General features: G+C 43.7%; 19 protein-coding genes and 4 tRNA genes. 21 read left to right on the top strand and 2 right to left on the bottom strand.

Going from position 1 to position 22,200, the window contains the following annotated elements:
- The first annotated feature begins 3 nt into the window (after positions 1–3).
- From M1J35_RS02650 to dnaB, 10 genes are all read left to right on the top strand, one after another.
- On the top strand, positions 4–204 hold the full coding sequence (locus M1J35_RS02650; protein WP_034764770.1) for a DUF951 domain-containing protein: 201 nt from the start codon (positions 4–6) through the stop codon (positions 202–204).
- A gap of 252 nt (positions 205–456) precedes the next feature.
- Positions 457–1,557: a redox-regulated ATPase YchF gene (gene ychF, locus M1J35_RS02645; RefSeq protein ID WP_060674606.1), complete on the top strand. Its 1,101-nt coding sequence runs from the start codon at positions 457–459 to the stop codon at positions 1,555–1,557.
- A gap of 164 nt (positions 1,558–1,721) precedes the next feature.
- On the top strand, positions 1,722–2,009 hold the full coding sequence (rpsF, locus tag M1J35_RS02640) for a 30S ribosomal protein S6 (RefSeq protein WP_034764776.1): 288 nt from the start codon (positions 1,722–1,724) through the stop codon (positions 2,007–2,009).
- A 79-nt stretch (positions 2,010–2,088) separates the two neighbouring features.
- Entirely contained in the window at positions 2,089–2,610 is a 522-nt protein-coding gene (gene ssb, locus M1J35_RS02635) for a single-stranded DNA-binding protein (RefSeq protein WP_254652726.1), read from the top strand.
- Positions 2,611–2,650: 40 nt separating this feature from the next.
- Complete coding sequence (gene rpsR / locus M1J35_RS02630; protein WP_034764780.1) at positions 2,651–2,887, top strand: 30S ribosomal protein S18; 237 nt, start codon at positions 2,651–2,653, stop codon at positions 2,885–2,887.
- Positions 2,888–3,801: 914 nt separating this feature from the next.
- A complete protein-coding gene (locus tag M1J35_RS02625; RefSeq protein ID WP_254652725.1) occupies positions 3,802–5,862 on the top strand; it encodes a methyl-accepting chemotaxis protein in 2,061 nt (686 codons plus the stop codon).
- 302 nt (positions 5,863–6,164) lie between these two features.
- Positions 6,165–7,088 carry a YybS family protein gene (locus M1J35_RS02620; protein ID WP_254652724.1) on the top strand — a complete coding sequence of 308 codons (924 nt, stop codon included), beginning with the start codon at positions 6,165–6,167 and terminating at the stop codon, positions 7,086–7,088.
- Between the two features lie 26 nt (positions 7,089–7,114).
- Positions 7,115–9,088, top strand: coding sequence for a DHH family phosphoesterase (locus M1J35_RS02615; RefSeq protein ID WP_098438606.1), 1,974 nt, complete (start codon positions 7,115–7,117; stop codon positions 9,086–9,088).
- Positions 9,085–9,531, top strand: a complete 447-nt coding sequence (rplI, locus tag M1J35_RS02610) for a 50S ribosomal protein L9 (RefSeq protein WP_034764788.1) — start codon at positions 9,085–9,087, stop codon at positions 9,529–9,531. Before M1J35_RS02615 ends, rplI begins: the two co-directional genes overlap by 4 nt.
- 184 nt (positions 9,532–9,715) lie before the next feature.
- Positions 9,716–11,068, top strand: a complete 1,353-nt coding sequence (dnaB, locus tag M1J35_RS02605; protein WP_034764791.1) for a replicative DNA helicase — start codon at positions 9,716–9,718, stop codon at positions 11,066–11,068.
- 42 nt (positions 11,069–11,110) lie between these two features.
- Here the strand turns inward: dnaB and M1J35_RS02600 are convergent, their stop codons facing one another.
- Positions 11,111–12,835, bottom strand: a complete 1,725-nt coding sequence (locus M1J35_RS02600; RefSeq protein WP_034764794.1) for an ABC transporter ATP-binding protein — start codon at positions 12,833–12,835, stop codon at positions 11,111–11,113.
- 843 nt (positions 12,836–13,678) lie between these two features.
- Between M1J35_RS02600 and M1J35_RS02595 the strand changes: the two genes are divergently transcribed.
- Positions 13,679–14,971 (top strand): adenylosuccinate synthase, encoded by a 1,293-nt coding sequence (locus M1J35_RS02595; RefSeq protein ID WP_254652723.1) that lies wholly within the window; start codon positions 13,679–13,681, stop codon positions 14,969–14,971.
- Positions 14,972–15,013: 42 nt separating this feature from the next.
- On the opposite strand, the gene M1J35_RS02590 is transcribed toward M1J35_RS02595, so the two are convergent.
- Entirely contained in the window at positions 15,014–16,036 is a 1,023-nt protein-coding gene (locus tag M1J35_RS02590; protein ID WP_061810502.1) for a potassium channel family protein, read from the bottom strand.
- 119 nt (positions 16,037–16,155) lie between these two features.
- Between M1J35_RS02590 and M1J35_RS02585 the strand changes: the two genes are divergently transcribed.
- From M1J35_RS02585 to yycF, 10 genes are all read left to right on the top strand, one after another.
- The gene (locus tag M1J35_RS02585) at positions 16,156–16,620 is read left to right on the top strand and encodes a hypothetical protein (protein ID WP_254652722.1); all 465 of its coding nucleotides are present in this window, start codon (positions 16,156–16,158) and stop codon (positions 16,618–16,620) included.
- A complete protein-coding gene (locus tag M1J35_RS02580) occupies positions 16,617–16,925 on the top strand; it encodes a hypothetical protein (RefSeq protein WP_061810504.1) in 309 nt (102 codons plus the stop codon). The genes M1J35_RS02585 and M1J35_RS02580 overlap by 4 nt, the downstream gene beginning before the upstream one ends.
- Before the next feature lies 1 nt (position 16,926).
- Positions 16,927–18,165, top strand: coding sequence for a glutathionylspermidine synthase family protein (locus tag M1J35_RS02575; RefSeq protein ID WP_254652721.1), 1,239 nt, complete (start codon positions 16,927–16,929; stop codon positions 18,163–18,165).
- Between the two features lie 18 nt (positions 18,166–18,183).
- Positions 18,184–18,597 (top strand): DUF350 domain-containing protein, encoded by a 414-nt coding sequence (locus M1J35_RS02570; RefSeq protein ID WP_254652720.1) that lies wholly within the window; start codon positions 18,184–18,186, stop codon positions 18,595–18,597.
- 246 nt (positions 18,598–18,843) lie between these two features.
- Positions 18,844–18,919 (top strand) — tRNA-Lys (locus M1J35_RS02565).
- Positions 18,920–18,927: 8 nt separating this feature from the next.
- Positions 18,928–18,999, top strand: a tRNA-Glu gene (locus tag M1J35_RS02560).
- Positions 19,000–19,123: 124 nt separating this feature from the next.
- Positions 19,124–19,200: transfer RNA gene (locus tag M1J35_RS02555), tRNA-Asp, on the top strand.
- Positions 19,201–19,359: 159 nt separating this feature from the next.
- Positions 19,360–19,432, top strand: a tRNA-Phe gene (locus M1J35_RS02550).
- Between the two features lie 356 nt (positions 19,433–19,788).
- Positions 19,789–21,273: a M23 family metallopeptidase gene (locus M1J35_RS02545; RefSeq protein ID WP_254652719.1), complete on the top strand. Its 1,485-nt coding sequence runs from the start codon at positions 19,789–19,791 to the stop codon at positions 21,271–21,273.
- Between the two features lie 217 nt (positions 21,274–21,490).
- Positions 21,491–22,198: a response regulator YycF gene (gene yycF / locus M1J35_RS02540; RefSeq protein WP_034764811.1), complete on the top strand. Its 708-nt coding sequence runs from the start codon at positions 21,491–21,493 to the stop codon at positions 22,196–22,198.
- Positions 22,199–22,200: the final 2 nt, after the last annotated feature.

Genomic DNA, 22,200 nt, shown 5'->3' with positions numbered 1-22,200 from the left:
CCGGTGGAACCAAAGACATTCACATTAAATGATATTGTAGAGATGAAGAAGCCTCATCCATGTGGGACGAACCGCTGGAAAGTGATCCGTATGGGGATGGATATTCGCATCAAGTGTGTCGGGTGCGGTCACAGTGTCATGATCCCCAGAAAAGACTTTGCGAAAAAAATGAAAAAAGTCATCTCAAGCGGTGAAGAAGAATAAGTATTCTTTTTTTACCCATAATTCTTTTGACCTAATCCACCTTATGTTCACATGAATGTAATCAAGAGCATCCACTCGTTTCCCGAAGAGCGGATGCTTTTTTCTGCTGGGATGTTTTCCTATGGAACAGTGGAAGCTTCACTTGTCTTTTCCCACTATTATCTCTATAATTGTGAAAGGTTCGACCGTTTACTAGTTTTTTGATCTTACAGGATTTTTAATAGATAAGAATATGGATGAGGAGTGACTGAAATGGCATTAACAGCTGGTATTGTGGGACTACCTAACGTAGGGAAATCCACACTATTCAACGCAATTACAAAAGCAGGTGCAGAATCTGCGAACTACCCGTTCTGTACCATTGATCCGAACGTAGGAATCGTAGAGGTTCCGGATCATCGTCTCGATAAATTAACAGAACTTGTGGACCCGAAGAAGACGGTTCCCACTGCCTTTGAATTCACGGATATTGCCGGGATTGTAAAAGGGGCAAGTAAAGGAGAAGGACTTGGGAACAAATTCCTATCCCATATCCGTCAAGTGGATGCGATCTGTCAGGTTGTCCGTTGCTTTGCAGATGATAATATTACACACGTATCCGGTAAAGTAGATCCGATTGCGGATATCGAAGTCATCAACCTGGAGTTGATCCTGGCCGACCTTGAAACGGTGGATAAGCGTCTGGCAAGAGTTCAGAAAATGGCGAAGCAAAAAGACAAAGAAGCGGTATTTGAGCACGACATCCTTGTGAAAATCAAAGAAGCGTTGGAAGCAGAACAACCAGCTCGTACAGTTGAGTTCTCGGATGAGCAAATGAAGCTTGTGAAGCAGCTTCATCTTCTGACGTCTAAGCCTGTATTATATGTAGCAAACGTAAGTGAAGATGAGATCGCGGATCCTTCTGATAACGAATATGTTCAGAAAGTACGTGAATTTGCGAAGGACGACAATGCAGAAGTGATTGTTGTCTGTGCGAAGATCGAATCTGAAATTGCAGAGCTTGACGATGAAGAAAAGGCGATGTTCCTGCAGGAATTAGGCATCGAGGAATCCGGCCTTGATCAGCTGATCCGTGCTACCTATTCCCTATTGGGACTTGCTACTTATTTCACAGCAGGTGTACAAGAAGTCCGTGCCTGGACGTTCCGTGAAGGAATGAAAGCCCCTCAATGTGCAGGTGTCATCCACACCGACTTCGAAAGAGGATTCATCCGTGCCGAAACGGTATCTTATGAAGATTTAGTGGCTGCCGGTACAATGGGTGCAGCCCGCGAAGCAGGAAAAGTCCGTTTGGAAGGGAAAGAATACCTTGTAAAAGACGGAGACATCATTCACTTCCGCTTTAACGTGTAAGTTATATATAAAAAGACTAGAGTTTCGATTCTAGTCTTTTTTTTACGTCATATTGCAATAATAGATAACCTATGCTATAATTTTATTTCGTGAGTAATGAACGCATTGCTCCTTGTTCTTTCACAAAGAAAGGACCGCATAGACCACGAGGAGGTGACATTCAGATGAGAAAGTACGAAGTTATGTACATTGTCCGCCCAAACATTGACGACGAGTCAAAGAAAGCAGTAGTTGAGCGTTTCGATAACGTTTTAACAACTAACGGCGCGGAAATCATCGAGTCAAAAGATTGGGGTAAACGTCGTTTAGCGTATGAAATCAACGATTTTCGTGATGGTTTCTATCAACTAGTTAAAATGAGCGCTACTTCTGATGCAGTTAACGAATTCGATCGTTTAGCTAAAATCAGCGATGATATTATCCGTCATATCGTTGTTAAAGAAGAAGAATAATCCGTACGTTTTTTAAGATATACACTTCTATCATCTGTTTCACGTGAAACAGTAAACTAGAAGGAAGGGGTTGATTCTGATGATGAACCGAGTTGTATTAGTAGGGCGTTTAACCAAAGACCCTGAATTAAAATATACTCCAAGTGGAGTGGCTGTGGCTTCGTTTACACTGGCTGTCAATCGTAGTTTTACGAATCAATCAGGAGAACGGGAAGCAGATTTTATTAACTGTGTTGTATGGCGTCGCCCTGCAGAGAATGTAGCAAACTTTCTTAAAAAAGGCAGCTTAGCTGGCGTTGACGGTCGCATTCAAACACGTAATTTCGAAGGACAAGATGGACGTCGTGTGTTTATGACGGAAGTTGTAGCAGAAAGCGTTCAGTTCTTGGAACCGCGTAGTGCGAATCAAGGCGATCGTGGAGGAAGTCCGGGCTATTCGGGTGGAGGTCAGCGTGACCAAGGCCAAGGAAATCCGTATAGTCAGAATCAGAATCAACAACGCAACAACAATAATAACAACAACTATACACGTGTAGATGAGGATCCATTCGCTAATGACGGTCAGCCGATCGACATTTCCGATGATGATCTGCCATTCTAAACGAACGATATCAAACCTAACAAGATAGGAGGCGAAACAAATGGCAGGAGGACGTAGAGGTGGACGTAGACGCCGTAAGGTATGCTACTTCACAGCAAACGGAATTACACATATCGATTTCAAAGATGTTGATCTTCTTAAGAAATTCGTATCTGAACGTGGAAAGATTCTTCCACGTCGTGTAACTGGAACAAACGCTAAGTACCAACGTAAGTTGACTCGTGCGATCAAACGCGCTCGTACAATGGCATTACTTCCATACGTTACTGGTGAATAATATCATCGAGTTAAAAGCAGCAGAGACTTGTCTCTGCTGCTTTTTTTATGGCTTTTTTCGTAGCTTATAGATGAGTGAGTGCTGGTTGATTTCCGCTGCAGGTGCTCGCTTTCCGCGGGGCGTGAGTTGAGCCTCCTCGGGCTCTGCCCCGTGGGGTCTCACATGTCCAGCTAAGGCGGCTAGCCCCTCGAGGTCATAAGCTAAATGGCCCAAGAAGGTAAAACAACGCCTTCTTCGTCCATTCATCTTATGCTTGTCGGGGCTGTTCGAGCCGCCTCCGCATTTCGTACTCTCCAGCGTTTCCCGCAGGAGTCGAGCACCTTCCGCTTCAATCAACTTAATAAGCAAGAGTATATAAATATAGAAAAATATAAATACATATACGTATTAACTCAGCATTTTTCGAAGTGTTGTCGGCTCTGTCGATTGATTTTTGTTATTACTAGTTCTGTCCTTCAAATATTACTCCTCTCACATCAAACACATACTGGTTATTAGACCTTTGACGGCTGCTTTTTTACAACAACTCTTTCTAAGAAAAGATCCTTATGTGAAGATACTTGTTCCCTTTTAGTAAGGAATTAATGTCTTTTCATAATTAGGAACTCATCCTGTAAAAGCACAGAGTGGAGTGTAGCGGAAGGCACTTGACTCCTTCGGGAAATAGAGGAAAAGTCGAGACCCCGCAAGGCAAAGCCTGAGGAGGCTCGACTTCCTCCCCGAGGAAAGCAAGTGCCTGTAGCGAAACGGAACGTTCTTATTTTCACGCCACAACTTATACTTATATCCAACAAACGACAATCGATTCTTAATACTAGAAGAGTGAATTCCCTCAAAACTATAAATAATCACTGGAAAATGTCGATGAATAAGTGTGTACATTGATGTTTTTTGTAGTAAAAGGGGGAATTTTGGTGAAAAAAATCAGAAAGAAAAACAAAAAAGACCATAAAAAGACATTTATTTTATCATCCATCAGAATGAAGCTTATTGTCATTATTTCTATCTTATTTATGGTATCCTTGGCTGTCATCATATCCATTACCAGTTGGCAGACGAGAATGAAAACAGAGGATGAAGTCATCAGTCAAACTCAAGGGATTGTCGGGGAACTCAATAATTCCGTACAGCTGTTCCTTGGACAATATGAAAAGAGTATTGATCAGTACTCTGTTTCCAACTCATTAAAAAACTATGCCAAGGCACAAATGCAAACAGAAAAGGGCGTAGATAATACAGAGTTGTATGCGAATATTCAATCGGATTTTGATAATTATCTTAGTTTGTACGAGGAAGCCACTTCCATCTACTTTGCATCACCGAATAAGAAACTGAAAATCGTCCCTTCCGTTTCCCTGCCGAGTGATTTTGATCCGACGAGCAGAGAGTGGTATAAAACCGCTGCAGAGGCAAGGGCAGGAGTCGTATGGAGCGAACCTTATGTCGATACGGCAACGGAGGAATACATCATAACCGCCTCAAGGGCGATTGTCTCTGAAAACAAAGTGGTGGGTGTCCTCGGTGTCGATATTAACCTGTCGAAACTGACCGACCGTGTTTCCAAAATGGAAATCGGATATAATGGTTATCCGTTTCTCATTGGTCTTGATGGTACAGCCATCGTTCATCCGACTAAACGCGGTGAAGATCTGTCTACGTTACCGTTTATCAGCAAGATGTTAAAATCTGAAAAAGACTCAGATACTATCCGCTATGACTTAGATGGCGATAAAAAAATATTGATATACAGTACGGTACCGAAAACGAATTGGAAAGTAGGTTCCGCTTATAACATGGAGGATCTCATTCAATCCTCTAAAGACATTGAACATTTACTCCAAATCACAGCTCTGATCACGCTGGTCATCATGCTGGTGCTGGTTGTCATTGTAGCCAACATGATGACTAAACCAATTAAAGAGCTGCAAAAAACGGTAACCGACGTTTCGTCCGGTGATTTATCCATTCAATCTACGATTAACACAAAAGATGAAACGGGCCTTCTGGCTACAGATTTAAATAAAATGATCGTGAATATGAAAGATACGATAAAAGTCGTTCAGGAATCGATCTATAATGTTCGGGAATCTGCCGAAGGACTAAGTGCAGTTTCTGAGGAAACAAATGCGTCAAGTGAGGAGATGGCAAGGGCCGTAGCGGAAATCGCCAGCGGTGCTTCACAGTCAGCGGCTGACTCTGATCGGGCTCATCTTCAAACGGAGCAATTGGGAACGAGAATTGATGGGGTTTATGAAAAATCCAAAGCCATGTCTGAACTTGCAGGAAAAGCGGATACCATGAACCAGTCTGGATTGAATCAGGTGAAAGAATTGGAAAATGCCTATCACTCTTCCAGTGAATACATCACTTCCATGGAAAAAGTCATCCTTAGCCTGGAAGCAAAAGTGAAGACGATTGAATCCGTCATGGGGACGATCACGGAAATTTCGTCTCAAACGAATCTGCTTGCCCTCAATGCGAGCATTGAAGCGGCAAGAGCCGGAGAACACGGCAAAGGCTTTGCTGTAGTTGCCGAAGAGGTTCGCAAGCTTGCCGATCAATCCGTGAAAGCAACGGAAGAAGTCAAGCGCACGATTGTTGAGATCCAACAGGGATCTCATCAAGCAGTGGACGAAATGGTCAAGACAAAAGAAACCTTCGAGGTGCAAAATGATGTGATTCAAAAAACGAATCATGTATTTGACGAAACTTCTCAATTAATGAAATCCATGCAGCGTGAGATTGAGAATATGTATAACGAAGTGGGTCAAATCAACCTCGAAAAGGATGAAGTGGTCAATGTGATCCAAATGATGGCCGCGACAGCCGAAGAGACAGCCGCTTCCTGCGAGGAAATGAGTGCTTCGACAGAGGAACAGGTAAGGGCCGTACAATCCGTTACAGAAGCAGCGGAGCGTCTGACGGACCTTAGCCAGGAGCTTCAGTCCTCCATTGAACGATTCAAAATTTCATAATCTGTGATAGTAGGGTTATCCATGACACATGGCCTTTCTTTATCTACTACGTATACTCCTTTTTAGAGTGAGTGCATACTAGAGTAGATGAATAGCTGTGAAGAGGGATGCCCTCTTTTTAATATGATATTGACGGATATTCACAATTTGGAACGAGTTCGACCAGAAGTAGCCCATGTTTCACTGAAAGTGGCACAACTTTGACAAAAGCCCCTTCCAAATCCCCATTAGATGAAATCTATCTTCAAAATTGATATGATAGTGCTATTGCATTGTTTAATTTATCGTAAGGAGCGTTTTGAGTGAGGAATCCCCGTGTTTTGACAGAAGGTGCGCTTATGCTCGCCATCTTTACTGTGTTGATGTTATTGAGTTTATATGTTCCGCTGATTGGGACCCTGGCATTTTTTGTGTTGCCCCTCCCTCTTATTTTATTTAGTTCCAAGTATTCGTTATGGAATTCGATCGTAGTATTGATCGGATCACTGGGGCTGTCTTTCTTATTCGGAGGACTGCTTGCATTACCGGTTGCCTTTATGGTGGCTACAACCGGGGTGGTCATCGGCTGGTGTGTGAAGGCAAGAGTGGATAAGATGAGGCTGTTTATGGCAGCAAGTTTCACGCTTGTTATCAACATTGTGATCGGTTACGTTGTTTCCATTCTATTTTTAGGTGTGAATGTAATTGAAGACAGTCTGAAGGAATCGAAGGCTGCTTATTATTCTTTTTTTGAAAAGCTTGGACAGCAACCGGATAAAAGGCTGGTTGAAAGTCTGGAGAGTTCCGTCGATTTGATCCACACCCTGATTCCTACTTTGTTTGTAGGGATAGCGGTTGTACTTGCTTTACTATTCATCTTGATCAATTTCCCGATCATGAAGCGTCTGGGAAGGGATGTACCGGTCTTCAAGCCATTCAGGGAATGGAAGCTCCCTAAGAGCATTCTTTGGTATTATTTGATCACACTTGTGCTGTCCATGATCCTTCAGCCGGAAAAAGGAACATACGTTTATACGGCACTGATTAATATCTTGTATGTACTGCAGACACTGATGGCGGTGCAAGGATTGTCATTCATTTATTTCTTTTCTCATCTGAAAGGCTGGTCCAAAGGATTTTTGGTATTAATTACAATCATTTCGATTCCTCTTCTTTATCTCGTGCGAATTTTAGGTATAATTGACTTAGGATTTGATCTAAGACAACGCCTGCAACGCAAGTCATAGAAATTTAAGATCCAGGAGCTGAAATCATGCCATCTTATTTTAATAAGCGAATGATCCGCTACCCATTGTACGGTCTAGCTATATTAACAGCTCTATTGTTAGTATCGGTTTCCTTTTACCAATGGATCATTTCGTTAATAGGGTTGATTGTCTTTGGAATCGTGTACTTTCTCGCTTTCTATTTTGAAAGAAGGTCACACGAAGAAACAGAGGAATATATCTCCACCTTATCCTATCGCGTCAAGCGTGTAGGGGAAGAGGCGTTAATGGAGATGCCCATTGGGATCATGCTGATCAATGATGAATATTACATAGAATGGACGAATCCTTTTCTTGCCTCTTGTTTCAATGAAGACACAGTCGTTGGAAGGTCCCTTTACGATGTGGCTGAATCACTCGTTCCCTTAATCAAGCAGGAAGTCGATTCGGAAATTGTGACGATTAATGAACGAAAATATCATGTCGTATTGAAGCTCAAAGAAAAACTACTCTACTTCTTTGATGTCACAGAGCAAAAAGAAATAGAAAAGCAATATCATGATGAACGCACGAATATTGGAATCATTTTTCTAGATAACTATGATGAGTTGACGCAAGGCATGGATGATCAGACGAGAAGCAGCTTGAACAGTCTTGTGACATCCATCCTGAATAAGTGGGCGAAAGAGTACGGTGTGTTCCTGAAGAGGGTCTCTTCCGAACGCTTCATCGCTGTCATAAATGAAAAGATCCTTCAAGTACTGGAGAAGGAGAAGTTTGGGATCCTGGATGATGTCCGGGATACGACCTCGAAGCAAAATGTCCCCCTCACCTTGAGTATCGGTGTCGGGACAGGGGTCTCCTCCCTTCCGGAACTTGGGACACTGGCTCAATCAAGCCTCGACCTTGCCCTTGGACGAGGCGGCGATCAGGTCGCGATTAAACAGACCAATGGAAAGGTCAAGTTCTATGGCGGTAAAACCAATCCGATGGAAAAACGGACCCGTGTGCGTGCCAGGGTCATTTCCCATGCTTTAAAGGAAATCATGATCGAGAGTGATAAGGTCATCATCATGGGGCACAAGCATCCCGATATGGACGCGATTGGGGCGGCTATCGGAATCAGAAAAGTGGCCCAGATGAATCAGCGTGATGGCTACGTCGTCTTGAACTTTAATGAAATCGACAACGGTGTGAAACGGTTGATGAAGGAAATCAAAGCGAATTCCGATCTTCATCCACGCTTCATCACCCCGGAGGAAGCACTTGAGATGGCAACGGATGATACGGTGCTCGTCGTCGTTGATACCCATAAGCCTTCCCTGGTCATTGAAGAAAAGCTGTTAAACAAAGTGGATAAAGTCGTCGTCATCGATCATCATCGACGGGGCGAAGATTTTATCAAAAATCCACTGCTTGTCTATATGGAGCCTTATGCTTCTTCTACGGCAGAGCTTGTGACAGAGCTTCTCGAGTATCAGCCGAAGCATGAGAAGATCACGATGCTGGAAGCGACGTCGCTCCTCGCCGGGATCATTGTCGATACGAAGAGCTTTACGCTTCGAACAGGCTCAAGGACGTTTGATGCAGCCTCCTATTTACGGGCACAGGGTGCTGACACGGTGCTCGTTCAAAAATTCCTCAAAGAGGATGTCGATACGTACATCAAGCGTTCCCGTTTGATCGAGTCGGTTAAGTTCTTCCGTGAAGGAGTTGCCATAGCGAAAGCCGAGGAGGATGTCATTTATGATCCCGTCCTCATTGCCCAGGCGGCAGACACCTTATTGACCATGGATGAAGTCATCGCGTCCTTCGTGATTTCGAAGCGGGACCCTGACACAATCGGTATCAGTGCCCGTTCACTTGGTGACGTTAACGTACAGATCATCATGGAAAACTTGAACGGCGGAGGTCATTTAACCAATGCCGCCACCCAGATCAAGCAAGTATCTGTCCTGGAAGCGGAAGAACAGCTGAAAGAAGCACTAAATGATTATTTTGAAGGGAGAAAAGAGATATGAAAGTCATTTTCTTAAAAGACGTTAAAGGCAAAGGTAAAAAAGGTGAAGTGAAAAACGTAGCGGACGGCTATGCACATAACTTTTTACTGAAAAAAGGATTGGCCGTTGAAGCGACAAACGCCAATATGGGCCAACTTGAGGGTCAAAAGAAGAAAGAAGAGCAGTTGGCTCAAGAGGAACTGGAAGAAGCGAAAAAATTAAAAGCGACATTAGAAGAGCTCACGGTTGAAATGAAAGCGAAGTCCGGTGAAGGCGGCCGTTTATTCGGTTCCATTACGAGCAAGCAAATCGCCGATGCGCTGAAAAAGGCTCATGACATCAAAATCGATAAACGTAAAATCGAAATGAATGACGCCATCCGTGCCCTTGGTTACACAAATGTTCCTGTGAAACTGCATACAGATGTGTCCGCAACATTGAAGGTCCACGTAACGGAAGAATAGTTTTCCACTGAATATACGAAATTTGGTAACTTCATTTTGAGAAAAACATGTTAAAATGAATATAGCTTGATATAAAATGTGATCTGGATTTTATCCTGATCACATTTTTTCGGTAAAATACCATTCTTTTTATATAGATATGAAAGTCAGGATCTGTTTGATCGTAAGGGAGGCGTGAGCATAGATGAATGAAATGTTTCAGGACCGGGTGCCACCTCAGAATATTGAGGCTGAACAAGCGGTATTAGGGGCCATTTTCCTGGAGCCCAGTGCGTTGACGACCACATCGGAAATATTGATTCCAGAGGATTTCTATCGTCATTCTCATCAAAGAATATACAATGTCATGCTGAATCTCGGGGATGGCGGAAAAGCCGTCGACCTGATAACGGTGACTGAAGAACTGGCAGCAGCAAAAGAGCTCGAGGATGTCGGCGGGGTCGCTTACTTAAGTGAACTGGCCGCTTCCGTTCCAACCGCTGCGAATATTGAATACTACGCAAAGATCGTGGAAGAGAAATCGTTACTGAGAAGGTTGATTCGTACAGCAACCGATATCGCTTCTGACGGCTATGCCCGTGAGGATGAGGTGGACAGCCTCCTGAGCGAAGCGGAAAAAAACATCATGGAAGTGGCTCAGCGTAAAAACGCGGGAGCTTTCCATAATATCAAGGATGTCCTCGTACGGACCTATGATAACATCGAAACTTTGACGAATCGTAAAGGTGACGTCACGGGGATTTCAACAGGATTCGCCGATCTTGACCATATGACAGCAGGATTCCAGCGAAATGATTTGATCATTGTCGGTGCCCGTCCTTCCATGGGTAAGACAGCCTTTGCCCTGAACATCGCACAAAACGTAGCCGTAAAAGCCAAGGAAAACGTAGCCATCTTCTCACTCGAGATGGGTGCGGAACAGCTCGTCATGCGTATGCTGTGTGCAGAAGGAAATATTAACGCACAAAATCTCCGTACCGGTGATCTGACAGACGAAGATTGGAGAAAGCTGACCATGGCTATGGGGAGCCTCTCGAATGCCGGTATTTACATCGATGATACCCCGGGGATCAAAGTAGGGGAAATCCGCTCCAAATGCCGACGACTCGCACAGGAGCACGGCCTTGGAATGATCCTCATCGACTACTTGCAGCTGATCCAGGGTAGCGGTCGCTCCGGCGAAAACCGTCAGCAGGAAGTTTCTGAAATCTCCCGTTCACTGAAAGGGCTGGCCCGTGAGCTTCAAGTGCCGGTCATCGCCTTATCCCAGCTCTCCCGTGGAGTGGAGCAGCGTCAGGATAAGCGTCCGATGATGTCCGATATCCGTGAATCAGGAAGTATCGAGCAGGATGCTGACATCGTAGCCTTCCTATACCGTGAAGATTACTACGACAAAGAAGCCGAGAACAAGAATATCATCGAAATCATCATCGCCAAGCAGCGTAACGGTCCGGTTGGGAACGTGTCTCTGGCGTTCGTGAAGGAATACAATAAATTCGTGAATCTGGAGCGGCGGTTCGACGACGCTCCGGCTTAATAGAAAAAATCCAAGCGTATCAGGCTTGGATTTTTTTTGTTGTTATAGGATCGTCGCATGTTGATGAGCATGAAGCCTTGTAAAGATCCCATTTTCATTAGAGAGCAACTCTTCATGAGTCCCATCCTCGGCGATCCCGTTTTCAGTGACGACGAGAATACGGTCTGCTTTCCGGATCGTTGCCAACCGGTGGGCAATCACGAGGGTGGTCCTGTCTTTCGCCAGTTCATTTAACGCCTCCTGGATGATCGCTTCTGTCTCTGTATCCAGAGCGGAAGTGGCCTCATCCAAAATCAGGATTCGTGGGTTCTTAAGGAACATACGGGCAATGGATAAACGCTGCTTTTGCCCCCCGGAAAGCTTCAGTCCCCTTTCCCCGATCTGGGTCTCATATCCGTCTGGAAGGGATGCGATCAGATCTGTCAGATGCGCACGTCTCGTCGCTTCCTCAATCTCTTCCTGGGTGGCATCAAGCTTCCCATAAGCTATATTTTCACGGAGCGTGCCAGTGAACAAGAACACATCCTGCTGGACGATCCCGATCTGGGAACGGAGGGATTCCTTCGTCATTTCACGGATATCGATGCCATCAATGGTGATGGCTCCTTCTTCTATATCATAGAAGCGGGGAATCAATGAACATATGGTCGTTTTCCCGGCACCGGAAGGACCGACAAAAGCGACCGTCTGTCCTGGTTGGATGGTGAAGGATAAATCGTTCAGAATGGGCCGGTCAGGTTCATATCCAAAAGTCACGTCGTTAAAGGCAATATCACCTCTCAGCGTGGACACTTCAACAGCATGAGGGCGATTCTCGATATCCGGCTCCATATCCATAAGCTCGGTGAACCGCTTAAAGCCTGCCATGCCCTTTGGATAAAGCTCTAAAAGGGCTGAAATCTTGTCGATCGGTTTAAACAGGACGTTGATATAAAGGATGAAGGCGACAAGCTCCCCATACGAGAGAGCTCCTGAAAAACTCAGCCAGGCTCCGTATACTAGAATGATCAGGGTCATCAACCGGGTCGTAATATAAATCCCTGATAAATTTACGCTCATTACGTTATAAGCCTTCAGTTTCGACTTCCGGAAAAATTGATTATTTTCATTAAAACGTTCCATTTCATAAGACTCATTCGTGAATGATTGAACCACTCTCGCCCCTGAAACACTGTCTTCAACGCGGCTGTTGACGTCTGCGATATTTCCGTACATCTTCGTCCAGGCCGCATTCATTTTAATATTCGAATACGAAATGAGCCACACAAGGAACGGTACAATAATGATCGCAACCAAAGCAAGCTCCATATTGATCGAGAGCATAATCCAGAACGCCCCGATAAAGGTCATGACGGCGATGAACAGATCTTCTGGTCCATGGTGGGCAAGCTCCCCGATATCCATCAGATCATTTGTCACCCGGCTCATGATATGACCTGTTTTCGTATTATCAAAGAAGCGGAAGGATTGCCTCTGAACATGATGAAACAATTCCCGCCTCATATCCGTCTCGATATTGATCCCGAGCTTATGCCCCCAGTAGTTCACCACAAACTGCATACTCGAACTGAGCAAATAAAGAACCAGGAGGCCTGCTGAAACAGCCAGGATGGTACTCCAATTCCCCTCAGGCAATAAAGAATCTATAAACCACGATACCGCCAAAGGAAATCCTAACTCTAAAAGTCCAACCAACACCGCACAGACGAAATCAATATAAAAAAGCCGCCGGTGCGGACGGTAATAACTAAAAAATCGTTTAATCATCACATCGTCACCTCGTTATTCAATTGTATGTAAAATTCAAAATGCTTATCTTAGATTAGCAAAAGTTTCTACATTGCGCTATCTTATTTGTTCGGTTCTTTACCACGCTTGATCAATCAAATTGAGTGTGTCTGCTCTGTTCGATTAGCAAACTGCTTGATTGTCAGGGGATTCGCTCCCTTTCCGCGGACGACCGGTCAAGCCTCCTCGCATTCGCTGCGGGGTCTTGCCTCGCCCGTTTTTCCGCAGGAGTCTCGCAAATCCCCTGACAATCTTTATGAAGAAATCATGAACAGAGCAAATAAATTTGAGATGACTACTTATTTTCCAATTGATGGGTAATGTACATGAGGGCAGTCTAAATCATCTGTGAGGGAATGATTAAATTTGTGATCCTTTGAAGATGGTTTATTTTCTGAAGCAAACTATCTAGAATAGGAGTTTTTTGTAGACTATTCTCATAATGCAATCAGAATATAGAAGCACAGAGTGGATTGTAGCGGAAGGCACTTGACTCCTTCGGGAAATAGAGGAAGGTCGAGACCCCGCAGGGCAAAGCCCGAGGAGGCTCGACTTCCTCCCCGAGGAAAGCAAGTGCCTGGAGCGGAAAGGAACGGTCCCCCTTCTACACACCATCATTCTCCACCTTTAATTAAGCTTGTATTATTTGTCTTAAAATTCTTAAACTAGAGGACTTTAGGGATGAAAGTCCAAAATTACACGAACATAAATATAATTACCTATATAAACGTTCGTGTTTTAATTGACTTTCAGTTTTAGTGTTGATAAAATGAGTTTGTTTGATAAAAGAGGGAATACTAATTCCCGTCGGAGGTGCTTAATATGTCTTCAGTAGTAGTAGTAGGAACGCAATGGGGAGACGAAGGAAAAGGAAAGATCACTGACTTCCTTTCTGAACATGCAGAAGTAATCGCGCGTTACCAAGGTGGGAACAACGCGGGTCATACGATTAAGTTTGACGGTGAAACATATAAATTACACTTAATTCCATCAGGTATATTCTATAACGAAAAAACATCCGTCATCGGGAATGGAATGGTTGTCGATCCGAAAGCTCTTGTGAAAGAGTTAAAATATCTTCACGATCGCGATGTGAAAACAGACAACCTGAGAATCAGCAACCGTGCACACGTGATTCTTCCATACCACTTGAAACTGGATGAAATCGATGAAGAACGTAAAGGTGCCAATAAAATCGGTACAACGAAAAAAGGAATCGGTCCTGCTTATATGGATAAAGCAGCACGTGTCGGAATCCGTATCGCAGATCTTCTGGATCGCCAATCGTTCGAAGAAAAGCTTGCCCGTAACCTGGAAGAGAAAAACCGCCTTTTCGAAAAATTCTATGAAACAGAAGGCTTCAACATTGAAGACATCCTGGAAGAATACTATGAGTACGGACAGCAGATCAAGCACTATGTTGTCGATACATCCGTTGTTTTGAACGATGCCATTGATAACGGCCGCCGTGTTCTATTCGAAGGAGCTCAAGGGGTTATGCTTGATATCGATCAAGGTACATACCCATTTGTTACTTCTTCTAACCCGGTAGCTGGTGGAGTGACGATCGGTTCCGGAGTCGGCCCAACAAAAATCAATCACGTAGTCGGTGTTTCAAAAGCATATACTACACGTGTGGGAGACGGTCCTTTCCCTACAGAATTAAATAACGAAACCGGAGATAAAATCCGTGAAGTCGGCCGTGAGTACGGTACAACGACTGGACGTCCTCGCCGCGTCGGCTGGTTCGACAGTGTGGTTGTACGCCACGCTCGCCGTGTCAGCGGGTTAACGGATCTTTCATTGAACTCCATCGATGTACTGACAGGGATCGAAACACTGAAAATTTGTGTTGCTTACAAATACAAAGGTGAAGTCATGGAAGAATTCCCGGCTAACCTGAACATCCTTGCTGATTGTGAGCCTGTGTATGAGGAGCTTCCAGGCTGGACGGAAGACATCACAGGATGCAAGACGCTGACGGATCTTCCTGAAAACGCCCGTCACTACTTAGAGCGTGTTTCTCAATTAACAGGAATACCTCTTTCCATCTTCTCAGTCGGTCCTGACCGTTCTCAAACGAATGTGGTTCGCAGCGTTTGGAGCCCGAATTAATAAATAAAAAAATCTCAGCCTTCTAACCAGGCTGAGATTTTTTTATTGTGTCAATTGTTCGTACACACGATCATGACAGACAACATACAATGTATCTTCCGGATGGAGTTCCTGATTCATGGCATTGCTGAAATCCATATTGTCATTTACGGCAAGAAGGATGGCTCCTTTTTCAAGCAGTTCCTCAGATGCCTGCTTGACGGTCTTCCAGGTATCCTTCACGCTGAATTCGTGTATATTGTTGCCGTATCGTTTACTCAAGAGCTGTCTGAACAAGGTAGTCGTTCCAGGATGCAGGGTAGCTTTCGCCATCAGAAGTGAGACTGAATCATTGGAAAGAATGAAATCCTCTACGGCGATATGCTGGAATTTTGGAATATGACGATCCTCCGATACTTCCACGATTGTATGGACTTCTCGCTGATGGGTTTTGGATAATCCTTCGACAGCTGAAGCGATTAATAAAGTCTTCCCATCTACAAGGGAAGGGTCCTCGATTTTAGAATCAGAGAAAATGGCGACCCGCTTCGCTTCAAAGATATTGGCCTTCAATAACACATTTTCATCTGATGGATCCCCCTGGATGAAATGGACCTGCTCATGCTCGATCGGAGTGATGGGAAGCATGTCGATGAGGACGATTTCAGCATCGGGCACATGGGCAAGGATCTCTTCAATTGCCCTTTCCGTCTTTTTGGACCAGTTGATGTAAATATAATGATCTTCATATGTATACACTAGCTTTCCCTCCCTTTTGAATTTCTGAAACGTGGTGATTGAATCGACGGTTTTACTGATCAATACCCCGATGATCCCAATCCCGAAGATAAAGAGAAAGATTCCAAGCATCCGCCCTCCTACCGAAACGGGAAAATAATCTCCATACCCGACCGTCGTCAACGTCGTCATCGTCCACCAGAATCCGTCAAACAGTGATGGAAATGTCTCAGGTTCCAAAAAATGACTGCCAAAGGTTCCAATCAGGACGATTATCAGTGATAATAGAAAAATGAAACCGAAGTCCATCTTCGTGATCTGCTTCCAAATCCTTTGGAAAATAATCATACATACCCTCCTTTCTGAAAAATCATAGTTCAATCATACCAATGAACTTCTTGAAAATGAAACCTTTTCCTTACTGGTTCGTATAGTTTAAAGAAATCATTGTAGGAGGATGCCAGGAAATGAAAGAACCGATATTAGAGTATCGATTGAGAAAAGGAAACGACGCCTTCGATCCCATTTATCACTACCCCGATATTGAGCTTGAACAGATTCTCGCAAGAAGGGAATGTGAGTTCTTCGTAAAGGAAGGGATCACTTACCGGCAGCTTTCTTCTTCTATAGAAGGCAACGTATTCGTCATTTATGTGGAAACCTATGAGGAAGAACCGTTGAATGACCCTTTGTTTCCACCGGAACGATTGGTACTTGAAATTCGTGAGCTCAATCACCGGAAAAATAATCCTATCCTGAAAATAGAACATCATGATTATCATCTTGATATTCTAAGCGTCATCGGTTCTGTTTATTATTATATAGACGGAGTTGAATGGGAACGCGACTCTGCTGAAATAGATGAGGATCGCTATGTATATCTTCTATATGTAAAGGCAACGGGATATAAGCTGGAGGAGGAAAGTAGATGAACAAAACAAAAAAAATGATGGCGGGTGTGGCCGCCTCGGTCATGGCAATATCGGTGAGCGGCTGCGGGAACCAGGACCTCCCGCCGGAACCGACGGATGTAGATTGTGACGATTGGGATTGGGATGACGACAGCGGTACGTATTATTGTGATGATGATCGATCTTCCCATTACGGCCATTATTTCTATGGAGGAAGATATTATAAAAATAAATCTGGGCTGAAAAGCTCACCAAGCTATAAATCTTATTCTAAAAGCTACAAATCAGGAATTGGAAGTGGCTCTAAAGGTGGATTTGGAGGGTAATATGCCAATCTCTCACCAAGCGAAAAGAAGAGGATTTTACAATGGCATCCCGGAGTTCTGGCACGATTTATATGATATGGAATACTCCTTATTGGATATCCATCTGATACCCAGAAACAACATCATGGCGATTCAAGAAGCATCGAAGCGTGTCTACGCCATTTTTGATAAGACGGCAGATCTTCTTCGGGAGCTGGATGATGGAACCCTTCTCGAACTGGGGTACCCTGAAGAATCCCTCTCATATATAAAATGTAAGTCCGTCCCTCAAGAATGTATCATTGGGAGATTTGATTTCGTCGTATCTAATGGAGATATGAAACTATTAGAATTTAATAGTGATACTCCAACTTTCATCAAAGAGCTTTATCATGTGAATGAAAAGGTCTGTGAGTACTTCGATTATGCGAATCCGAATGAAGGGATGGAAGAACAATTATCCAAAGAGTTGAAAAGGGCTCTTTTATCGTCCTGGAAGTCACTTCAAAGGGAAGGAGACGCAAAGATCGTGTTCACCTCCCATGCCGATCACGAAGAAGACTACCTGACAACGAAGTATATACAGGATCTCTCGGGCGTCCCTTCAGAGTATGTGAGCCTTGATCAGTTGCAAATACGCAACGATGGGCTTTTTACACCGGATGGGGAGAGAATCGATGTATTATATCGTCAAACGTATCCGATCGAGCATCTCGTCGAGGATGAGGATCCCCTGACGAACGATAAAGTCGGACAGGAACTGATGGAACTGGTGTTGGATAAGAAATTGGCTGTCTTGAATCCGCCATCTGCCTTTCTGCTTCAATCAAAAGGGGTGCAGGCACTCATTTGGGGGCTTCATGAAGAAGGAAGCACCTTTTTCACAAAGGAAGAACATCAGTGGATTGAGCGCTACTTCCTTCCATCGTACCTTGACCCTGAAACGTTTGAGGAGTGTGGAATGACGTACGTACAAAAACCTGTATTCGGTCGTGAAGGAGATACAGTCAAAATACTGGAAGCGACGGGTAAGGTGCTACTGGAAGACAAAAACGAAACGTATAAACAGACTCTGCCTGTTTATCAACAATTCTGCCCCCTTCCCGTCTCAGTGATCACAACGGATGAAGGGGAAAAGGAAGCAAGCCTGATGGTCGGAAGCTTCATCATAAACGGTAATCCCGGCGCAATCGGGATCAGAGCCGGAAATGCCATCACCGATAACGAATCATACTTTCTGCCTGTAGGAATACAGGAGTGATAAAAAGGAGAGAAACATATGCAAATCATAACAAGTGAAGCATTACTCAGCTTTCTGGCCCACGTGGGAACCGGCCTTGGACTCATGATCCTCGGCATCACCGTCTTCGCCTTCACTACTAAGTTCTCAGAAGCGAAGTTAATCAAAGAAGGAAACATTGCGGTAGCCTTGAAACTATGGGGAAAAGCCATCGGACTCGCCATCGTCATCTACACCGTGTGGGCAAACAGTCTTAATTTACTTGATGCGTTCATCTGGGGTCTGATCGGAATTGCAACCCAGGTCATTGCTTACTGGATCATTGAGTTTGTTCTGACTCCACGCACAAATCTTGCCAAGAAAGTGGAAGAAGGAAACATTGCCATCGGATTCAGCCTGTTCTCCGCGTCGATTGTCGTAGGATTGGTAGTGTCGGCTAGTTTGACTTATTGATTTTGTTTAAATTGGAGATCTGCTGCTTTGGTGGCGGGTCTTTTTTTGAGGAAGGAGATGGAGTCCGTTTTAACGAAATGCATTCCGAAAATCATCGGTTTGACCAAATTATTCCCCAAGAAATAATTTTCGACAAAAAAACCAAAAAAACTGTTGCCCTCGACAATCAACCTGTGATAATATTAATTTCGTTGTCACGAAAGAGGCTTTGATCAAGCCTTCGATTCGTGTTTATATATACTTAGAGAGCCATTAGCTCAGTTGGTAGAGCATCTGACTTTTAATCAGAGGGTCGAAGGTTCGAATCCTTCATGGCTCACCATTTTTTACGGCCCATTGGTCAAGCGGTTAAGACACCGCCCTTTCACGGCGGTAACACGGGTTCGAATCCCGTATGGGTCATTTTTATTTCCTTGATGATAGATTGCTGGTTTAGCAGACTTGATGTTACGGAAATGGAATACATATTTTATTTTTTGCAAGAGCAAAGTAATGATAGTTATTTTTGCTAGCGCAAAAAAACTTTGGTCCGGTAGTTCAGTTGGTTAGAATGCCTGCCTGTCACGCAGGAGGTCGCGGGTTCGAGTCCCGTCCGGACCGCCATTTACATATCTGATATTCATGAAATGGAAAAGGGTTTCGATAAGCGAGAAGGTCGAGGAAGCGATCGAAGGAACACCGGAGCGTATTTTACATACGTGAGGATGTGACTGAGTGAGCTGACGAAGAGATTCGAAGCTTAGCGGAAGCCGAAAACTATTTGGCTCAGTAGCTCAGTTGGTAGAGCAATGGACTGAAAATCCATGTGTCGGCGGTTCGATTCCGTCCTGAGCCATCACACAAAAAGTACTGCGACGACTTAGACTCTCGTAGTACTTTTTTATTATGCCTCTTGTAATATTCATGTAACATAAAACAACAAAAATCCTCTAATTTCTACCAACCCTATTTCAATCGAAAATACATCCTTAGACCCATATCATTCCCATTATGACGCGGATCATTGCCCGAAAGTCGAAACTATATTTTCAGATAAATTATACAGTTATATTACAATCATGATTCTGCGTCCCGGTTTTCGTCGAATTATGGTAAATTAGTAAAGTAGCAATTTTATAGAATTCGACTAAATTAGGCTTAATGAACTACCGTTAACTGGGATTTTTGCTTTAGTTTATAGGAGGCAAGTCAATGAGTTTTGGAGAGAAGTTTTCACCCGTTTTAGACAAATACAAAAAACTTAATATTCGACATAGATCAAGTCAATTAGTGAAGAGAGTAGGGATCACCACCCTCGCCCTTACCACTTTAACCTTTTCTTCTGCTGCCGCTACGGGGTCTGAAGAAGATTTGCAAACCATCTATCATGTGTACATGGATAGTGAGTATGTAGGTGCCGTTACAAGTCAGGACGAAGTAAAGGCGGTATTGGAGGAGAAGCTTGAGAAGGCTCAGAAGGAATACAGTGATTACCAGGTTGATTTTGATCATGAAGTAACATACATACCTGAGAATGTATTTGAAGCTGTCAAAACCAACAATCAACAAGTCATTGAAAACGTAAATAAATCTGTAGCAATCGAAGCAAATGCATTTGCTTTGGTTGTCGATAACAAGCCGGTTGCGTATGTGAAAGACGAAAAGGCGGCTGAAGAAGCTTTAAAAGCTTTTAAGCTTAACTATGTTTCCGATGAAGAGCTGGCTGAATTAGAAGCAAGGAAAAAGGACTCTTCAACCACTTCTTTACCCGCTTTAAAAGAAAATGAAACACGTTTGTTAGAAGTTTCTTTCAAAGAGAATGTAGACGTTAAAAAGGCGCAGGTAAAACCTGAAGAAATGATGTCCCCTGAAGAAGCGGCCGATTTTCTTAAAAAAGGTGCGTTAGAAGAGAAGAAATACAAAGTTCAAGAAGGCGATTCTCTTAGTGCGATTGCCGAAGAGCATCAATTAACGACCGGTACTTTACTCAAGTTAAATGAAGGATTGAAAGAGGGCGATGCACTTAAGGTTGGTGCGGAGTTAAACGTTACTGTATACGAGCCGCTTGTTCACGTACTCGTTAAGAAGGAAGCAAATAAGATTGAAAAGATTGCTTACGATAAAGAAGTAGAAGAAGACTCTTCTATGAATAAGGGCGATACGAAAGTGAAGCAAGAGGGTCAGGATGGTGAGAAATCCGTTACCTTCGAAACAACAGAGGTAAATGGTTCTCAAATCTCTAAAAATGTAAAAGAAGAAAAGAAATTAAAAGATCCGGTAAAATATATCGTGGTCAAAGGGACGAAAGCCATTCCTTCACGAGGATCGGGAAGCTTTGCATGGCCGACGAATGGCGGATATATTTCTTCCAAGCAAGGCCAGCGATGGGGTAAAATGCATAAGGGCATCGACATCGCCCGTCCAAGTGACCGTACCATCAAATCCATTGATAACGGAAGAGTCGTATCAGCAGGCTGGGACGATGGCGGTTATGGAAATAAGGTCATCATTGATCACGGAAATGGATATAGAACTCTTTATGCCCATTTAGACTCCATCTCTGTTTCTGCCGGCCAAACGGTGGAAAGAGGACAGAAACTCGGGATCATGGGAGAAACGGGTGAAGCAACAGGTGTTCATCTTCATATTGAAATTTTCAAAAATGGATCATTGATTAATCCTTTGGATGTACTGTAATTTTATAGAGGGAATCAAGCAAGGGACTGACACAATCATTTTATTTGTCAGTCCCCTTTGTTATATTTAGATTATAGTTCAACAAGCATAGAAATAAAGGGTATGATAGAGTTAAAGATGAATTAATATGGAGAAAGTGATAAATTTAAAGGAAGAATCCTATACTAATCACAACTTTATATGATCCATTACTTTTTTCTAAAGGAGATCAATTGATATGGAAAAGAAGATATTAGTCGTTGACGATGAGAAACCAATTGCAGATATATTACAGTTTAATTTGAAGAAGGAAGGATATGAGGTTCATTGCGCATATGATGGCGATGAAGCGGTGAAGATGGCGGAAGAAATTAAACCGGATCTTGTTCTTCTTGATATCATGCTTCCGAATCGTGATGGAATGGAAGTGTGCCGTGAAATCAGGAAGAAGTATGAAATGCCGATCATCATGCTGACAGCGAAAGACTCTGAAATCGATAAAGTATTGGGACTGGAGCTTGGGGCGGATGATTATGTGACCAAACCGTTCAGTACACGTGAATTGATTGCCAGGGTGAAAGCCAACCTGCGACGCCACCAGCACGGGGCGCAGCAAGCTGTCGAGGATGAGAACAATGAAATCACCGTCGGATCCTTAACGATTCATCCGGATGCCTACGTTGTTTCAAAACGGGGAGATACAATCGAATTGACGCACCGTGAGTTCGAACTCCTTCATTACTTGGCGAAACATATCGGACAGGTCATGACCCGTGAGCATTTACTTCAAACAGTGTGGGGTTATGATTACTACGGGGATGTACGCACAGTCGATGTGACTGTCAGACGTCTTCGCGAGAAAATTGAAGATAACCCAAGTCACCCTACCTGGATCGTAACACGTAGAGGAGTAGGTTATTACTTACGAAATCCTGAACAGGAGTAATA

The organism is Rossellomorea sp. KS-H15a (assembly GCF_024195245.1).
In the GTDB taxonomy this organism is placed as follows: domain Bacteria; phylum Bacillota; class Bacilli; order Bacillales; family Bacillaceae_B; genus Rossellomorea; species Rossellomorea vietnamensis.
Note: the sequence above shows the minus strand (reverse complement) of the source record. Positions and strands in the feature narration are given on the sequence as shown.

Bases quoted from the DNA above. Each gene is read 5' to 3' on its own strand.
- M1J35_RS02580 (WP_061810504.1), top strand. From the start codon at position 16,617: ATGAACAAAACAAAAAAAATGATGGCGGGTGTGGCCGCCTCGGTCATG.
- dnaB (WP_034764791.1), top strand. From the start codon at position 9,716: ATGAATGAAATGTTTCAGGACCGGGTGCCACCTCAGAATATTGAGGCT.
- M1J35_RS02595 (WP_254652723.1), top strand. From the start codon at position 13,679: ATGTCTTCAGTAGTAGTAGTAGGAACGCAATGGGGAGACGAAGGAAAA.
- rpsR (WP_034764780.1), top strand. From the start codon at position 2,651: ATGGCAGGAGGACGTAGAGGTGGACGTAGACGCCGTAAGGTATGCTAC.
- ssb (WP_254652726.1), top strand. From the start codon at position 2,089: ATGATGAACCGAGTTGTATTAGTAGGGCGTTTAACCAAAGACCCTGAA.
- M1J35_RS02615 (WP_098438606.1), top strand. From the start codon at position 7,115: ATGCCATCTTATTTTAATAAGCGAATGATCCGCTACCCATTGTACGGT.
- ychF (WP_060674606.1), top strand. From the start codon at position 457: ATGGCATTAACAGCTGGTATTGTGGGACTACCTAACGTAGGGAAATCC.
- M1J35_RS02545 (WP_254652719.1), top strand. From the start codon at position 19,789: ATGAGTTTTGGAGAGAAGTTTTCACCCGTTTTAGACAAATACAAAAAA.
- rplI (WP_034764788.1), top strand. From the start codon at position 9,085: ATGAAAGTCATTTTCTTAAAAGACGTTAAAGGCAAAGGTAAAAAAGGT.
- rpsF (WP_034764776.1), top strand. From the start codon at position 1,722: ATGAGAAAGTACGAAGTTATGTACATTGTCCGCCCAAACATTGACGAC.
- M1J35_RS02570 (WP_254652720.1), top strand. From the start codon at position 18,184: ATGCAAATCATAACAAGTGAAGCATTACTCAGCTTTCTGGCCCACGTG.
- M1J35_RS02590 (WP_061810502.1), bottom strand. From the start codon at position 16,036: ATGATTATTTTCCAAAGGATTTGGAAGCAGATCACGAAGATGGACTTC.
- M1J35_RS02585 (WP_254652722.1), top strand. From the start codon at position 16,156: ATGAAAGAACCGATATTAGAGTATCGATTGAGAAAAGGAAACGACGCC.
- M1J35_RS02600 (WP_034764794.1), bottom strand. From the start codon at position 12,835: ATGATTAAACGATTTTTTAGTTATTACCGTCCGCACCGGCGGCTTTTT.
- yycF (WP_034764811.1), top strand. From the start codon at position 21,491: ATGGAAAAGAAGATATTAGTCGTTGACGATGAGAAACCAATTGCAGAT.
- M1J35_RS02575 (WP_254652721.1), top strand. From the start codon at position 16,927: ATGCCAATCTCTCACCAAGCGAAAAGAAGAGGATTTTACAATGGCATC.